Origin of the sequence: Pseudomonas sp. WJP1 (assembly GCF_028471945.1) — a bacterium.
Lineage (GTDB): Bacteria > Pseudomonadota > Gammaproteobacteria > Pseudomonadales > Pseudomonadaceae > Aquipseudomonas.
The window spans coordinates 6719042-6735880 of record NZ_CP110128.1; the positions used below are offsets into that span (position 1 = coordinate 6719042).

At 57.6% G+C, this 16839-nt stretch carries 13 protein-coding genes and 1 pseudogene; 3 read left to right on the forward strand and 11 right to left on the reverse strand.

Annotation, left to right across the window (positions count from 1 at the left end):
* Position 1: 1 nt before the first annotated feature.
* The 6 genes and pseudogenes from OH720_RS30315 to OH720_RS30340 all read right to left on the reverse strand — a co-directional run bounded on the left by OH720_RS30315 (position 2) and on the right by OH720_RS30340 (position 8220).
* Positions 2–2095 (reverse strand): site-specific integrase, encoded by a 2094-nt coding sequence (locus OH720_RS30315; RefSeq protein WP_272603933.1) that lies wholly within the window; start codon positions 2093–2095, stop codon positions 2–4.
* Positions 2095–4470, reverse strand: coding sequence for a tyrosine-type recombinase/integrase (locus OH720_RS30320; protein WP_272603934.1), 2376 nt, complete (start codon positions 4468–4470; stop codon positions 2095–2097). Before OH720_RS30320 ends, OH720_RS30315 begins: the two co-directional genes overlap by 1 nt.
* Positions 4467–5699 (reverse strand): tyrosine-type recombinase/integrase, encoded by a 1233-nt coding sequence (locus OH720_RS30325; RefSeq protein WP_272603935.1) that lies wholly within the window; start codon positions 5697–5699, stop codon positions 4467–4469. The genes OH720_RS30320 and OH720_RS30325 overlap by 4 nt, the downstream gene beginning before the upstream one ends.
* Before the next feature lie 132 nt (positions 5700–5831).
* Positions 5832–6491, reverse strand: a pseudogene (gene thyA / locus OH720_RS30330) (thymidylate synthase); the annotation flags it as partial.
* Positions 6492–6540: 49 nt separating this feature from the next.
* Positions 6541–7347: a prolipoprotein diacylglyceryl transferase gene (gene lgt / locus OH720_RS30335; protein ID WP_008064986.1), complete on the reverse strand. Its 807-nt coding sequence runs from the start codon at positions 7345–7347 to the stop codon at positions 6541–6543.
* Positions 7348–7437: 90 nt separating this feature from the next.
* Positions 7438–8220 carry a sulfite exporter TauE/SafE family protein gene (locus OH720_RS30340; protein WP_180202259.1) on the reverse strand — a complete coding sequence of 261 codons (783 nt, stop codon included), beginning with the start codon at positions 8218–8220 and terminating at the stop codon, positions 7438–7440.
* Positions 8221–8352: 132 nt separating this feature from the next.
* Between OH720_RS30340 and OH720_RS30345 the strand changes: the two genes are divergently transcribed.
* Positions 8353–9099, forward strand: a complete 747-nt coding sequence (locus OH720_RS30345) for an NRDE family protein (protein ID WP_272603936.1) — start codon at positions 8353–8355, stop codon at positions 9097–9099.
* 114 nt (positions 9100–9213) lie between these two features.
* On the opposite strand, the gene ptsP is transcribed toward OH720_RS30345, so the two are convergent.
* Both ptsP and OH720_RS30355 read right to left on the reverse strand, forming a co-directional pair.
* Complete coding sequence (gene ptsP / locus OH720_RS30350) at positions 9214–11493, reverse strand: phosphoenolpyruvate--protein phosphotransferase (RefSeq protein WP_180202257.1); 2280 nt, start codon at positions 11491–11493, stop codon at positions 9214–9216.
* A gap of 22 nt (positions 11494–11515) precedes the next feature.
* Positions 11516–11995 carry an RNA pyrophosphohydrolase gene (locus OH720_RS30355; RefSeq protein WP_008064982.1) on the reverse strand — a complete coding sequence of 160 codons (480 nt, stop codon included), beginning with the start codon at positions 11993–11995 and terminating at the stop codon, positions 11516–11518.
* A 143-nt stretch (positions 11996–12138) separates the two neighbouring features.
* Here OH720_RS30355 and OH720_RS30360 point away from each other — a divergent pair, with 143 nt between their 5' ends.
* The gene (locus OH720_RS30360; protein WP_272603937.1) at positions 12139–12795 is read left to right on the forward strand and encodes an HAD family hydrolase; all 657 of its coding nucleotides are present in this window, start codon (positions 12139–12141) and stop codon (positions 12793–12795) included.
* 136 nt (positions 12796–12931) lie between these two features.
* On the opposite strand, the gene OH720_RS30365 is transcribed toward OH720_RS30360, so the two are convergent.
* Positions 12932–13357, reverse strand: a complete 426-nt coding sequence (locus OH720_RS30365; RefSeq protein ID WP_272603938.1) for a DUF2269 domain-containing protein — start codon at positions 13355–13357, stop codon at positions 12932–12934.
* Between the two features lie 39 nt (positions 13358–13396).
* A complete protein-coding gene (gene ilvA / locus OH720_RS30370) occupies positions 13397–14911 on the reverse strand; it encodes a threonine ammonia-lyase, biosynthetic (protein WP_008064979.1) in 1515 nt (504 codons plus the stop codon).
* 148 nt (positions 14912–15059) lie between these two features.
* Here ilvA and rpiA point away from each other — a divergent pair, with 148 nt between their 5' ends.
* Positions 15060–15734, forward strand: a complete 675-nt coding sequence (gene rpiA / locus OH720_RS30375) for a ribose-5-phosphate isomerase RpiA (protein ID WP_180202254.1) — start codon at positions 15060–15062, stop codon at positions 15732–15734.
* 135 nt (positions 15735–15869) lie between these two features.
* On the opposite strand, the gene OH720_RS30385 is transcribed toward rpiA, so the two are convergent.
* On the reverse strand, positions 15870–16787 hold the full coding sequence (locus OH720_RS30385; protein ID WP_272603939.1) for an SdiA-regulated domain-containing protein: 918 nt from the start codon (positions 16785–16787) through the stop codon (positions 15870–15872).
* Positions 16788–16839 lie beyond the last annotated feature (52 nt).

The window sequence follows — 16839 nt, forward strand, 5'->3', positions numbered from 1 at the left end:
CTCAGAGCTCCTCTTCCAGCAGCTGAAGGACGCCGTAAGCTTCCTCCATCGCAGCTTTGTTCTGCGCATGTGCGTGTGCGTACGCCGGATTGCCGAGCATCGCCTTGTTCTGGTAATACACGTCTCGCCAAGCCGGCGCGTTGGCCTTGCTGACGATGGCATTCTGGCAACGGTTAGGGTTACAACGAAGCCCGCCTATGCAAGGCAGAGAGCTGTCGAACTCATCCGCGCCACCACCATAACAGAAGCCAGAGCCCACGTTGATAACCGCAATGTGCTGGTCGAGCATAGCCTCAAAAATGTCGTCCTTGGTGTGCCCAGAGGCCATGTAACCCCGGAAAACCTTCCTGAGACTCTCCTTGTGGGCCTCGGCATTCACACCTGCATAGCTACCGTCAGGGTCGAAGCGCTGTTGAATGCTTTCAAGCTCCGCATCCTGACGAAGCGACCTCCCTTTCGTCTTTCGGGCACCACCACCCTTGGATATCCGGTCGGCAATCTCGCCATAAAGCAGGGTGGTCTTACTAAACCCGCGATCAGAATGCCCCACACCTACAATCTCACCGAAGTGCTTAAGCTGGTGAGAGATAAATGGCAGACCCAAGTCCGCACGATAAAGCTGATAAGCCAAGGTATGGCGCATCATGTAGGCGTTGAAGTCAAGCTCCTCAAAAGTCTCCGGCGGCAAGATACGCTCGAAAAATTTTTCCAGTGTGAGCTTGGTTGCGCCGGCAGAAAATGGCTTCCCTTGCTCCCCAAACGCGACCGTATCCACATTCGAAAAGATATAGTCGTTGTTCTTGTATTTACTGATCAACTGACACACCCGAACAGCATCACGAACAATGGGGATGGCGAGCCAGAAATCATCAAACAACTCAACAAGATTGTCCTGGTGCTTGCTCACATTGCTTGCCAACACCCAGTAGCGGCCATCAAGCCGAAGGCTAGAGCTAGCGAGCAGCTCTGCATATTCAGACGGACGCATTCCTGTGTACTGGCCAATAATATAGAGGCACGAATAGTTAACAAAATTCAGGTAAAGCCTGAATTGGTCGTCAATAGCCGATCCCGTATCCTCCGCATATTGCTTCACAGCATAAGGGGCTATCACCGAGAAAAGCTTGCTAGAATTCATGACATCATTGCCTAAAACTTTAGCCACTTCATCCGTTGTAAAACCCTTGTTGGAAAGCCGTTTGTAGACATACAAGTTAAATTTTAGCGAATTCAACCCACACTCTTGCGCAGGAAAATATTCTTTAGCGTTGCGGCGTTTGAGGCTAGCAGCATCAATTACGACCTCACCCATCGCATCCAAAAAGTCGACAATGGAAAGTGAGGCCATTTGGGATGAAATTTCGAAGACGCTGTTTGGTAATACCTGCGACTTTTTTTCGGCATTTTTTACAGGCCGATGTTTGCCGCCAAGGACTTTCCACTTCAGCTTGGTGAAGTCCACGAATGGCAGGCTGGCACCAAATACGTTCGTTTGCAGATAGCCAGATTTCAGTAGTTTGAAAAGCTTTTCAGTGCTGCCATCGTATACGTAATCAAAATCCTCGGCAGCTGTGGCATAGAAGTGCGCAGGCAAGCATTGGATTGAGATCAGCTCACGATCCACGTGCTCCTTTCCAAGCTCAATAGCCGCGACGGAATAAACCTTATCCAAAAACCTAAGCCCGCTCTCATAGTCAGCGATCAGCGAATTGGGCTTGAGCGGTTTCTTGCTGACGCTGGTGGATTTCCCATCCGCCGGGATGCCACTCAGGGCCTTGAGGATGATCATGAATGCGGCTTTGAGCTCGAGAATCGCCAGCTCTGGAATGTTGGGGTACTTCGTGAAATCGATGCGAAGTTTAGCTCCACGAATATAGCGCGAGGCGTTTGGGTAATCCGCATTGAAGTCCCAAACCCCGTCCACGAATGCAGAGCTCTGAGATACCTGCAAGGTACTAAGGTAGGCCAGGAAAGCCGAGGCTTCCTGCTGGTCGCTTTCTGCTTCAGTAGCAGAAAGCTGGCCTTGCAGCAGTGACAGGCTCGAGCGAAACCTTGAGAAAGTCAAAAGGGTAGAAAAATCAATCTGCTCCATCATCACATCGCCACCCCATCCACCAGCACAGTCGTATCCACGAACTCTGAAAGACGACGGCCCTCGGCCAACTCTTCAGGCGTGAAATCAGATTTTGAGTGCAGGATGCCCTCCAGCAGCGCCAAGTTTTCGCGTACTACGCGCCCATACGGCGTATCCATGATGCGAGAAACCTCCTTGAGCATGAGGTAGTCCCGCTCCATCGCGAACAGCTCCGGCAGATTAGATGCAGTGAGCAAAACGTTCTCACATCCCAGGCACATGTTGTACAGCGCACATGGGCTACCAGGTACATAGGTACTCAGTTTTTTGATGAACTCTGGCGGGTTGAAAATATTACGACAGCTCGCCAGCGGGGTTTTGAAAACAACCTGAGGCCCTTCGAGATTCACGACGTCGATCAGGTTGGCCTCATCATCATTGTTCGGGCCCTGATCAAACGCCTCGGCTGCCGACTCATGGAGCTCCCTAAGCGCCACATCCAGTTTGGAGCGTGCGATGTGGTTGAAGTCCATACGATCCAGGTAGGCCAGTGTCGTTTCTATATGCTTGTGGCCCAAGATCAGTTGGATCTCACGGACGGGTACATCCCGCTCTACGAGTTCGCTGATGAAACTAGGGCGCAGCCTAGAGGGCGAAAGGCTCAACGGTTGACCAGCGCTGTCCAGGAGGCCTTTACGCTTGGCATACGCGGCAAAAGCTACCCCTAAGGCCCCGTCTTTCGCAGTAGCGAAGGACTTGATCGCCATAAAGCTTACGCGTGCACTGGACTGCCAAATGAATAGCTTATCGCGCACAGCCTCGGGAGCAGACCCGCGCATTGGGGCCGTCAATGTCTTGATGTCCTCAAAAATTTGGGCAACAGCATACGATTGGGACGTGGTAAGCCAGGTGATGTCAGCCTTGAAAATATCAAGATGCATCAACTTTCCACCCTCAGAACGCTCTTTCCAATACCTCAGGCAGGGACGACCGGTAAGCGGATGCTTAGGTTCATAATCATCCACATCAAGAAGCTTGATGGAGTCAGCGTTTAGCCCGGTAACTTGAGCCAGCTTGATGGCATACGGAGTAATGACGCTTGAATCGATCAAATAGTGAACGCCCCAACCCTCTACAACCTCTCGCAACCCGGTGCCCGAACGGTTGACGATGCGTATAAATGCTTTGACATGAGGATCCTGGCTTTCCTTCTGGTCATAGCCAGCATGTGAGCAACCGAGCTTGTTCTCAAAAACCCAGCGAGCATTTTCGAGCGTATTGCAGCCTGGTTTTAAGCTGCCCTTCGCATCAAGAGGATCTTCACCGATACCACTCCTCTGATAAGGCTGAGCAAGGGTGTTGTAGTGAAGGATGTCCTCGTCCACGCTCGCGGAGATGCGAACACGCTCGGCGCTCGAGTAGGGACGATACTGATCAGTGACGCGATCAGCATCAAAACCCTGGCAGTTGATGAAATCTGATCCTGTGTAACCCTTGATGCTTTTGACTGTCGTCAAGGTTTTCCGGACGGCGCTAATCAAGGTATTGGCGGCAGTTGGAGAAAGGTCGCCTGCGACAATGTGCCGTTCAAGATACGAGCGGAACAACGGGAGGCTGAACGGATCGAGAACCTCAACAAGCGGTTCCATACCGGTGAAGCCGCGCTCAGCTAAGAACCTAGTGAACCATTTGAATCCTTCGAGGTAATTGCTCGCCCCAGAGTCGCTTGCAGTACCCAGCGAAGCGGTCGCAAAAGCGTGTTTCAGATCGTTGAATGGCCTACCTTCAGATGATTTTTCGAGATCGTCCAAGGTTGCGAAATCAAGCATCTTCAGGCGTTTGAAATCTACAAGAGCATTCTCCTGCGGCACAAACTCTTCCTTGGATTCGATTCGCTCCTTCACTGTCAGGTAGTCCGTCGAGGTCACCCCCAGTGACAAAAGATCCCCATTGATCTCGTCATAGGCAAGCCGAACGCTTTCGTATTGGTTATAACCATATTTAATTGACTCAAGACCAGGAACGGGTTCCACGGCTTTTGTGAGGCTAAGCTTGTTGCCATAAACAGGCAACGCAAGTTTCTCTTCCTGGGAGAGAGTTTTGTACCAGCCCAACAGTTTCAGACGCCAGTTACACCCAGCGGCATTTTCTCCCTGGTGAATAACGCCATCAATGAGCATGTTGAGAATGAGCTTTTGCTCTGCAAGCTCGAACATTTCGATTGACGGATCGAGATCCTTGCCGGCGATATAATCCTCACTCAGCATGAGTGGCGCGTACTTCCCACTGGCGTTATCGTTGAGTTCTACTTCGTAGTATCGAAGTGGATTTTCTTCCAGCTCTCTAAGCCACCTGAGGATCTTGCCACTTTCAACTGCGCGTTCTGAAATATTCACTTCTTATCTCCCAACCTGATTTTCAGCGTCGTCTGAGCAGCAAGATCCGCCATGCTTTTTGCCTTGGTCGAAACTTCTCCCGTGTTCGGGCAAACCAGATGAAAGATTTCCTGTGGCAACTTGGTATAAATCCCTGTCGTGGATGCGTCTTCGTGGCCGAGGGACTTCTGGGCCATAAGGAGTTTGTCGAGGTAGTTATCGCCAAAATCCGGGCTAGTCAAAATGGCATATGCGTGCCCATGGCGAAGCTTATGGGGCGAAACCATACGTTCAACGCGCTTGCTAATGACAGCACGCTTAGAAAGTCGCTCAAGCAGCTTGCTAATAGCGTCAGGATTAAAAGGCTGTCCTTCTGAATTGAAGAAGCAGGGAGTTACATCCGCGCTTTCATAACGACGAGCGTACTTCTTGAACAAAGGAGAGGCGTGATAACGCTTGATGCGCTCAAGCACAGCTCGACTCACGATTGAGTATCGCGGCTTGAACTCGCTACCACGCGCCTTGCTTCCATCAATATACAGAGGGCAATAATCAGGATGCACCCAATCAAGTGTGTCATCCGGAACAAAGTTAGCTTGAGCGAACCCCAAAGCCTTATTCACGGCCCCCAGGGTGACCCTTCCAACTTCACTTCGACGCAAGCCCACATCAAATATAGCTTGGATTAAGCAACGCTCCCTCTCGCTACTGGCAGACTCAATAAGCGCTTTGAGTTCCTGCATGGAACATGGATATACCAGATCTTTCTTTGGAGGCGGCGAAAGAAATCCACCGGCATAAGGATTATCCTCCCGTACTGCGCCCTTATGTTTGCCCCCGACGCACAAGAAGTCGTTGAACAGGGCCATGTAGCAAGCGTCCCTGTTACGGATGGTTGTTGAGGTCAAACCATCCACTTCGCGCAAGTGGGAATAGTAGCGTTGAATACCGTGCTTACTTACGGCAAGGAGGATTTCGTCATAGGACGAGCTTTTGAAAGTTGGCGTACCTTTCAAGTGTTCGAGAAGGTAACCAATGTTTCGCCCGTACGTTTCGGCTGACGGGGCCGCAAGGTTGGCACTGCGTACTGCGAAGGTCAGGTACTCGCTTACAAGCGGGACTAACCTCTCTTCTGAATCGAACAGCCCCACTGCCGTCACAGACACCTGGTCTGCCACTGTAGGCCCATCCTCGTTGAGCATCGACCCACCCAGGTCGAGTAACTGCTTCTCTTTGACTACTACCTTCACCGACTACCCCTTTTTGAAGGCCGCCCATCCTATGCAGAATGTGCAGCTTGTCAAGGTCAAGATGAAGTCGCATGAAAGGCAAATTTTTTAGGCTAGGAATGCGTACTGTGCGCTTTTTCCTACGTCCGATAAAAGGCCCAGGTCATTCGAACGGATGTAAAGAGTCAGGGAGATCTCTTTGGTCTCGACATTCGGGTGGAACTGATACAGCAGATGGCACGGCGGCAGGGCCATTTCATCGAGCTGCGCGACGTTCCAGCCGTGAAACAGGATGCGGCGGCTGCCCGGGTCCTTGATGATGGTGTCGACGCACTGGCGAACCTGATCGATGGCTTTGTACAGCACCACGTAGGCCTGGCCGTCTTCTTCACCTTCGGCAATCTGGCGATAACCCTGCTTCAGGGTCTGCTCGATGGCGGCCGGGTTGCTCACCGGGATCTGTTTGTACGCGGGCCATTTGCGCCATTGCACGCCGTAGATCTCACCGAGGTCGTCTTCGCCATGGCGGAACGGGTTGGCCAGCCACTGGGCGTTTTCATTGGCGTTCTGGTCCCAGACCTTGCAGCCCAACGCGCGGAATTCGGCGGCATTGTTCACGCCACGCAAAAACCCGCACATTTCGCCGATGGCCGATTTGAAGGCCATCTTGCGCGTGGTGATCGCCGGGAAACCTTCCTTCAGGTCGTAGCGCAACATCGCGCCCGGAAAGCTGATGGTGTTCACGCCAGTGCGATTGGCTTGCTTGGTGCCGTTCTTGATGACGTGGGCGACCAGTTCGAGATATTGCTTCATGAGTTACCTGTGTCCTTGAACCCGCGGCCGTCGCCGCGGGGTTCGAATTTTATACGGCTGCCGCTGGAGTCGCCGGGGCGCGGTGATATGCCAGCCAGATCAGGAACAGCCCGCCGACGATCATCGGCACGCAGAGCACCTGGCCCATGGTCAGCCAGTTCCAGGCCAGATAGCCCAGTTGCGCATCCGGTACACGGACGAATTCGACGATGAAACGGAAGATGCCATAGAACAGCGCGAACATCCCCGACACCGCCATGGTCGGCCGCGGTTTGCGCGAGAACAGCCACAGGATCAGGAACAGCGCCACGCCTTCGAGCGCGAACTGATACAGCTGCGACGGGTGACGCGCCAGTTGCGCCGGATCGGTCGGGAAGACCATCGCCCACGGCACATCGGTCGCCTTGCCCCACAACTCGGCGTTGATGAAGTTGCCGATACGCCCGGCGCCCAGGCCGATCGGCACCATCGGCGCGACAAAGTCCATCAGCTGGAAAAACGACTTGTTGTTCTTTTTACCGAACCACAAGGCGGCCAACATGACGCCGATGAAACCGCCGTGGAACGACATGCCGCCCTTCCACACTTCAAAGATCAACAGCGGGTTGGCGATATAAGCACTCAGGTCGTAGAACAGCACGTAGCCCAGGCGGCCACCGACAATCACCCCCATCGACATCCAGAACACCATGTCGGAGAGCTTCTCCTTGGTCCAGGTCGGATCGAAGCGGTTCAATCGGCGCGACGCCAGCAGCCACGCGCCGCCAATGCCGATCAGGTACATCAACCCGTACCAGTGGATTTTCAGCGGACCGATGGCCAGGGCCACCGGGTCGATCTGCGGGTAAGGCAGCATTGCGACTCCTCATGAGTTCAAATCAATTCCCGGGCGACGCTGTCACCTCAGGATTAAGCCAGGATTGTGCCGAGCGTCAGAACAGATGCTTCAGACTAGAAAGTTCAGGCCAACGCAAAACAGCAAAGCGGCAAACAGTCTTTTCAGCAACCTTGGCGACAGATTGTGCGCCAGTCGCGCGCCGAAGCGGGCGAAGACCATGCTGGTCAGGGCAATGCCCAGCAGCGCCGGCAAATAAACAAAACCCAGACTATGGGCCGGGAGCAGCGGATCGTGCCAGCCCAGAATCATGAAACTTAATGCACTTGCCAAGGCGATCGGCAGGCCGCAGGCCGACGATGTCGCAACCGCTTGTTGCATCGGCACGCTGCGCCAGGTCAAAAACGGCACGGTCAGCGAACCTCCGCCAATGCCGAAAATCGCCGAGGCCCAGCCAATGACGCTGCCGGCCACGGTCAGACCGACTTTGCCCGGCACGGTTCGACTGGCCTTGGGCTTGACGTCCAGCGCCAGCTGCGCGGCGATCACCAGGGCGAACACACCGATGATTTTCTGCAGGTTCGGCCCGGAAATCGCCTCGGCGGTCAGCGCCCCGAAACCGGCACCGATCAAGATGCCGACGGTCATCCACAGGAAAATGGGCCAGCGCACCGCGCCGCGACGGTGATGCTCGCGTACCGCATTGACCGAGGTGAAGATGATCGTCGCCAGGGATGTACCGACGGCGAGGTGGGTCAGGATCGATGCATCGAAACCTTGCAGGGTGAAACTGAACACCAGCACCGGGACGATGATGATCCCGCCCCCCACGCCAAACAGCCCCGCCAGCACCCCGGCACAAGCGCCGAGCGCCAGATAGAGCAGAAATTCCATGCTGTTTCCCCACCCAACCCCAAAACCGGAGCGGCATGGTAACGGATGCATGGCCTCGGGCTCCACTGGATGGCGATGGATACCCGCACGATGTCTGCGTAGAGTGGGCAAAAAACACACAAGGATCACCTTATGTGCCTGATTGTTTTCGCCTGGCGACCGGGCCACGCCCAACCGCTGATCGTGGCGGCCAACCGCGACGAATTCTATGCCCGCCCCAGCCTGCCGCTGGCGCAATGGCCCGAAGCACCGCAGGTGCATGCCGGGCGCGACCTGGAGGCCGGTGGCACCTGGCTCGGTGTCGGCGCCAACGGGCGCTTTGCCGCGCTGACCAACATCCGCGATCCGCATCGACCGCCAGGGCGAAAGTCTCGGGGTGAACTGGTGGCGCGCTTTCTCACTGGCGAAGTGCCAATTGATGACTATTTAGACGACGTTGTCGCACGTTCGCCGGAGTATGGCGGGTTTAACCTGCTGATCGGCAACGCCAACGAGTTGTGGCATTTCAATGCCCGGGAATCGGAAGCGGTGATGCTGCCGCCGGGGGTCTACGGCCTGTCGAACGCCGGGCTGGATACGCCGTGGCCGAAACTGCTCAAGGCCAAGGCGGCGCTGAGCGAGGTGCTGGATGATCCGCAACCTCAGGCGTTGCTGGCCTTGCTCAGCGATTCACAGCAAGCGCCATTTGCGGACCTGCCGGACACCGGGGTGGGGTTGGCTACCGAGACATTGCTATCGAGTGTGTTTATTGCCAGTCAGAGTTATGGGACGCGGGCGAGTACGGCGTTGATTGTGCAGGCGGATGGTGCGCGGCATTTGGTCGAAAGGAGTTTCGGACCGTATGGCGGGCATTTGGGGGAAGTGGAAATTCGGCTTTAGTTTTGTATTGCCTGACCTGGCCTCATCGCGAGCAGGCTCGCTCCCACAAGGGATCTGCGTTGATCACAAATCCAATGTGGGAGCGAGCCTGCTCGCGATGGGGCCATCAGCGGTTTAGAGGGGCTTGATCGCCGCCGGATTGATCATCCGCGCCAACCCAAGGTTCTTCAGCGCCAATTGCAGCGAGCTGTGGATAACCTGCGGGTTATCGATGGTCATCAGCTCGGCCAGCAGTTCCCTGGCCTTGCTCAGGTTGATCTGGCGCAGCATCCACTTCACCTTCGGCAGGTTGGTGGCGTTCATCGACAGGCTGTCGAAGCCCATCGCCATCAATAGCACTGCCGCCGCCGGATCACCGGCCATTTCGCCGCAGATACTCACCGGCTTGCCTTCGGCATGGGCGTCCCGCACCACGGTTTGCAGGGCTTGCAGCACCGCCGGATGCAGGTAATCGTAAAGGTCGGCCACGCGCGGGTTGTTACGGTCCACGGCCAGCAGGTACTGGGTCAGGTCGTTGGAACCGACCGAGAGGAAGTCCACCTGCCGCGCCAGCTCCTTGGTCTGGTACACCGCCGCTGGAATCTCGATCATCACGCCAATCGGCGGCATCGGTACGTCGCAGCCTTCGTCGCGCACTTCACCCCAGGCCCGGTGGATCAGGTGCAGGGCTTCTTCCAGTTCATGGGTGCCGGAGATCATCGGCAGCAGGATCCGCAGGTTGTTCAGGCCTTCACTGGCCTTGAGCATGGCGCGGGTTTGCACCAGGAAGATTTCCGGGTGATCGAGGGTGACGCGAATGCCGCGCCAGCCTAGGAACGGGTTGTCTTCCTTGATCGGGAAGTACGACAGCGACTTGTCGCCACCGATGTCCAGGGTCCGCATGGTCACCGGTTGCGGGTGGAACGCGGCGAGTTGCTCGCGGTAAATTGCCAGCTGTTCCTTTTCGCTCGGGAAGCGCTGGTTGATCATGAACGGCACTTCGGTGCGGTACAGGCCGACACCTTCGGCTCCGCGCTTCTGCGCGCGCGCCACGTCCGCCAGCAGGCCGGTGTTGACCCAAAGCGGCATGCGATGACCATCGACCGTGATGCAGGGCAGATCGCGCAGTGCATCCAGCCCGAGGGCCAGTTGTTTCTCTTCCTCGACCACTTCGGCGAACTGCTTGCGCAGCACGTCGCTGGGGTTGGTGTAGACCTCGCCACGATGACCGTCGACAATCATGCCAATGCCGTCGACCTTGGAATACGGCAGGTCGACCAGGCCCATCACCGTCGGAATGCCCATGGCCCGGGCAAGGATCGCGACGTGGGAGTTACCGGAGCCGAGTACCGACACCAGGCCCACCAGCTTGTTTTCCGGAACCTCGCCGAGCATCGCCGGCGTCAGTTCTTCGCTGACCAGGATGGTGTTGTCGGGGTAGACCAGGGTCTGCTGGCGCTCTTCCTGCAAGTAGGCGAGCAGGCGACGACCGAGGTCCTTGACGTCCGACGCCCGCTCACGCAGGTAAGCGTCGTCCATCAATTCGAAACGGTTGACGTGATCGGTGACCACCTGGCGCAGCGCGCCCTGGGCCCACTGCCCGGTCTTGATCACGGTGGTCACTTCGCTGCCCAGCGCCGCATCGTCGAGCATCATCAGGTAGACGTCGAACAAGGCGCGCTCTTCCGGGCGCAACTGCGTGGCGAGCTTGGCGGACAACGCGCGCATGTCGGCACGCACGCCTTCAATGGCGGTCTTGAACAGCCCCAGCTCCGCTTCGATGTCGACGATGGTCTTGTCGGGCACCACGTCCAGGTCGGCCGGCGGCAGCATGACCACCGCGGTGCCGACCGCCGCACCCGGCGAGCCCGGCACGCCGATGAACTTGGCTTCCTGGATACCCTTGCCCTGGCGGCCCAGGCCACGGATCGAACCGGTGGCCTCGGCGTGGGCGATAACCCCGGCGAGTTGCGCGCTCATGGTCACGAGGAAGGCTTCTTCACCCTCATCGAACTGGCGGCGTTCTTTTTGCTGGATGACCAACACGCCGACGACGCGACGGTGGTGAATGATCGGCGCCCCGAGGAAAGAGGCGTAGCGCTCTTCACCGGTTTCGGCGAAGTAGCGGTAGCGCGGGTGATCCGCGGCGTTTTCGAGGTTCAGGGGTTCTTCACGCGTGCCGACCAGGCCGACCAGACCTTCATTGGGCGCCATGCTGACCTTGCCGATCGAGCGCTTGTTCAAGCCCTCGGTGGCCATCAGCACGAAACGGTTGGTCTCGGGATCAAGCAGGTAGACCGAGCAGACCTGGCTGCCCATGGCCTCTTTGACGCGCAACACAATAATCCCCAACGCCGCCTTGAGATCCTTGGCGGAGTTAACTTCCTGGACGATCTTGCGCAGCGTATTGAGCATGGCTCGGGGTCGAACTCCGTCGTCAGTCGCGCGCTAAAAGGCGCGGGGCAAGCTCTTTGAGGGCGCGTCGATACACCTCGCGCTTGAATGTCACCACCTGGCCCAACGGATACCAATAACTGACCCAGCGCCAGCCATCGAATTCCGGTTTACCGGTCAAATCCATCCGCACCCGCTGCTCATTGGAGACCAGGCGCAGGAGAAACCATTTCTGTTTCTGGCCGATGCACAGCGGCTGGCTGTGCGTCCTGACCAGACGTTGCGGCAAACGATAGCGCAACCAGCCCCGAGTGCAGGCGAGTATTTCAACATCTTCGCGCTCCAGGCCCACTTCTTCGTTCAGCTCGCGGTACAAGGCGTCTTCCGGCGTCTCCTGGGGGTTGATCCCGCCTTGAGGAAACTGCCAGGCATCTTGATTGATTCGGCGAGCCCATAGCACCTGGCCGGCATCATTCGTGAGAATGATCCCGACATTAGGACGGAAACCATCGGGGTCGATCACGGCAACAACCTCGCAAACGCATGTCGTCGCATTGTTCCACAAAGGTTGTGAAGGCAGCAACGCGCCGGCCTACCTTATGTGCACTCTTGTGAAAAGTCCGTATTGTGGACGCCTTTCTACAGACTTTTCAGCGAGTAACTGCAATGCGGCTGGCTTTATTCGACTTGGACAACACGCTTCTGGGCGGCGACAGTGACCATGCCTGGGGTGACTACCTTTGTGAGCGCGGCTTCCTCGATGCCGTCGCCTACAAGACGCGCAACGACGAGTTCTACCAGGATTACCTGGCGGGCAAGCTGGATAATGCCGCCTACCTGAACTTCTGCCTGGAAGTGCTGGGCCGTACCGAAATGCTCACGCTGGATCAGTGGCACAACGACTACATGCGCGACTGCATCGAACCGATCATGCTGCCCAAGGCTATCGAACTGCTGGCCAAACACCGCGATGCTGGCGACAAGCTGGTGATCATCACCGCCACCAACCGCTTCGTCACCGGGCCCATTGCCGAGCGCCTGGGTGTCGAGACCCTGATCGCCACCGAATGCGAAATGCTCGATGGTCGTTATACCGGGCGCAGCACCGACGTGCCGTGCTTCCGTGAAGGCAAGGTGACAAGGCTCAATCGTTGGCTGGAAGAGACCGGGCACAACCTGGAGGACAGCTACTTCTATAGTGATTCGATGAATGATCTGCCGTTGCTGGAGCAGGTGGTGAATCCGATTGCGGTCGATCCGGATCCGAATCTGCGGGCCGAGGCCGAAAAGCGTGGCTGGCCGGTGATTTCGTTGCGGGACTAATATAGCTATCGCGGGCAAGTCGAATCGTCGCACCGCCGCTCCCACAGGGATCTCTGGCGTGACTGCGATCTATGCCGCGCAACAGAAACCTGTGGGAGCTGGCTTGCCAGCGATTCGGGCAACGCGGTCTCAAACATCAAACCGGTTTGGCGCCCATCAACCCCGCGATAGCCACAAAACAGACAAAACTGAACAACGCCAAGGCAAAGGTAAATTTGCCCACCCCACCCGGCGTCTTGCGCACCTTGTTCAGCCGCACCAGCAACCAGAACCACGCCAACGCCGCCACGGTATAGAGCACGCTCGAGGCCAGCAACCAGGTTTGCCCCAGCGGCCAGCCCACCAGATGCACCATCCACCAACCGGTGAACGGCATGCTCAGCAGCGCCAGTCCCATCAACAACCAAATGAATACACGCGGACTTTGCAAGGTGCGGCTCGCCGCCGTCGCGTCGCCATTTCGCTTGGCGCGCCAGACCCAGATCCCCAGGCCCAGCGCGCAAAGCAGCACGACCACCGTCGCCACCATGTGCGCCGTCTTGAGGGCAGTTAAGGTTTCCATGGTTCGATCTCCTTATGCGTTGCCCCTCAGCGTAGCCGCTCAGCCAAGAAACAGCTGATAGGCCGGGTTGTCGCTTTCATCCCAGTACGGGTAGCCGATTTCTTCCAGCGCTGCCGGCACCAGGTGACGCTCCTCGTGGGGTACTTGCAGGCCCGCGACCACACGACCATCGGCCGCACCGTGGTTGCGATAGTGGAACATCGAGATGTTCCAGCGCCCGCCGAGCTTATTAAGGAAGTTGAACAGCGCCCCCGGACGCTCCGGGAACTCGAAGCGCAGGATCACTTCATCGACCACATGCGCCGCGCGCCCGCCGACCATGTGACGGATGTGCAACTTCGCCAGTTCGTTGTCAGTCAGGTCGACGACCGGAAAGCCCTGCTCGCTCAGGCTGGCGATCAGCGCGCGACGTGGATCGGTCTCTGGATGAGTTTGCACCCCGACAAAGATGTGCGCTTCGCTGCCCGTGTTGTAGCGGTAGTTGAATTCGGTGATCTGGCGCTTGCCGATGGCTTCGCAGAACGCCTTGAAGCTCCCCGGCTGTTCGGGGATGGTCACGGCGATGATGGCTTCACGGCCCTCGCCCAGTTCGGCGCGCTCGGCGACATGGCGCAGGCGGTCGAAATTGACGTTGGCCCCGGAGTCGATGGCCACGAAGGTCTGACCGGTGACACCGCGGGACTCGACGTACTTCTTGATCCCGGCCACGCCCAGGGCTCCGGCAGGTTCGGTGATCGAACGGGTATCGTCGTAGATGTCCTTGATTGCCGCACAGATTTCGTCGGTGCTGACGGTGATGACTTCGTCGACGTAGTCTTTGCAGATATCAAAGGTGTGCTGGCCGATCTGGGCCACCGCGACGCCATCGGCAAAGATGCCCACGGTGGGCAACACCACCCGCTCACCCGCCGCCATGGCGGCTTGCAGGCAATTGGAGTCGTCCGGCTCGACACCGATGACCTTGATGTCTGGCCGCAGGTACTTCACGTACGCCGCGATACCGGCGATCAGGCCGCCGCCGCCGACTGGAACGAAGATCGCATCCAGGGGCGCCGGGTGCTGGCGCAAAATCTCCATGGCCACCGTGCCCTGCCCGGCAATGGTGTGGGGATCGTCATAGGGGTGAATGTAGACGTAGCCTTTTTCGTCGACCAGTTTCAGCGAGTAGGCCAGGGCCTCCGGAAACGAATCGCCGTGCAGCACCACTTTGCCACCGCGCGAGCGCACGCCTTCGACCTTGATCTCGGGAGTGGTCTTGGGCATGACGATGGTGGCTTTCACGCCCAGGACCTTGGCCGCCAGGGCCAGGCCTTGCGCATGATTGCCCGCGGAAGCGGTGACGACGCCGCGAGCGCGTTCTTCGGCGCTCAGTTGCGTCAGCTTGTTGTAGGCGCCACGAATCTTGAACGAGTACACCGGCTGCAAGTCTTCACGCTTGAGCAAAATCTCGTTGCCCAGCCGCTCGGAGAGCTGGCGGGCAGTCTGCAATGGGGTTTCTACGGCAACGTCATAAACGCGCGAGGTGAGGATCTTTTTGACGTACTGTTCAAGCATCGGAAAGCATCACTGAGCGGGTTGGGCAGGATCAAGGAGTCTAACCCGGCTTTTGGCCGCACGACCACACGAATCAAGAGGTTTTGGCCCGGCATGGAGCTATAATGCCTGCCTTTGCATTCTTACCTTGCCCGCTTCCGGAGCCCGCATGACCCAGGATCAACTCAAACAGGCAGTGGCCCAGGCCGCCGTCGACTTCATCCTCCCGAAACTCGACGACAAGAGCATCGTTGGGGTCGGCACCGGTTCCACCGCCAACTGTTTCATCGATGCCCTGGCCAAGCACAAGGGCGCGTTCGATGGCGCGGTTGCCAGCTCCGAAGCCACCGCCGCACGCCTCAAGGGCCACGGGATTCCGGTCTATGAGCTCAATACGGTCAGCGACCTGGAGTTCTACGTCGACGGCGCCGACGAGAGTGACGAGCACCTGAACCTGATCAAGGGCGGCGGCGCGGCCCTGACCCGCGAGAAAATCGTCGCGGCCGTGGCCAAGACCTTCATCTGTATCGCCGACGCCAGCAAGCTTGTGCCCGTCCTTGGCGCATTCCCGTTGCCCGTGGAAGTGATCCCGATGGCCCGCAGCCACGTGGCCCGCCAGCTGGTGAAACTCGGCGGCGACCCGGTCTACCGCGAAGGCGTGCTGACCGACAACGGCAACATCATCCTCGACGTGTTCAACCTGCAGATCACCAACCCGGTTGAACTGGAGTCGCAGATCAATGCGATCGTCGGCGTGGTCACCAACGGCTTGTTCGCGGCGCGCCCGGCGGACCTGCTGTTGCTGGGGACCAGCGAAGGTGTGAAGACCCTGCGCGCCCAGTAAAACATACGCAAAAACCTGTAGGAGCGAGCCTGCTCGCGAAAAACTTGAGGTCGCTGCGGGGAGTCAGGTACCCCGCGTTTTCGTTAACGACCATCGCGAGCAGGCTCACTCCTACAGTTGTTTTTGTGGTGTTTGTCAGGGTTGTACAGTTTTTTTGAAGACGTAAAACAGGTTCGGCTCACTCACAAGGTACATCGTACCGTCGTCGTCCATGGCGATCCCTTCCGCTTGCGGTACGGTCTTTTGCAGACCCTGCCGGCCCTTGTTCAGTGACATGGTGCTCAGCGGTCGACCGTCCACATCCAATTCCAGAATCAGCCGCGACTCGTCGGACAGCGCCAGCAAGTGCCCGCTGCGCTCGTCGTACTGCAGGCTCGACAGGTCCCGCACAAACATCCCTGCATCGCGCTTGGGATTGTTGACCACATGTACCGCGTAGGACTTTTCCGGATTGAAATGCGGAAACCCGTGCACTTCGTAGATCAGCATCGGGTCGCGTTCCTTGGCGACAAACAAGCGCTTGCCCACCGAATCGTAAGCCAGGCCTTCGAAACCCTTGTTGCCGCTCATGTGCACACCGAGGGTCATCTGTTCCGCGTCCGCGGCGTCGAGGAAGGTGGTGTCATGCTCCAGATGAATCTTGATCAGGCGCTGCTGGCGCTCGTCCGTGATCACGTAGGTGTCGGCGCTGATGAACTCAACGGCTTCAGGATCGCCAAAACCGACCAACGCGATGCGGCGCAGGATCCGGCCGTCGAGGGACAGCTCGATCAATTCGGAGTTTTTATTGGTAACCGTGAACAGGCTTTTGCGCACCGGGTCGTAGGTCAAGGCTGAAACATCGTCGTCCAGCCCTTCGATGACTTGCCCCTCCAGCACCACCCGATACTGGTCCAGGCCGATGGACTGGGTGTTCATCGGCTGCCAGAGCGCATGCAGGTTGAACCAGGCGCGCTCGAACAGGCGCAGGTGCTGCCCGAACGCGATCAATACGCTCAGGGCAATCACCGACAGGAGCAAAAGCAGCGGTTTGGGGCGGGCTAATCGACGCATTCAGGCGGGCTCGGATTCAGGGCAGGCGGATGAAATATCACGCCTGCCTGAA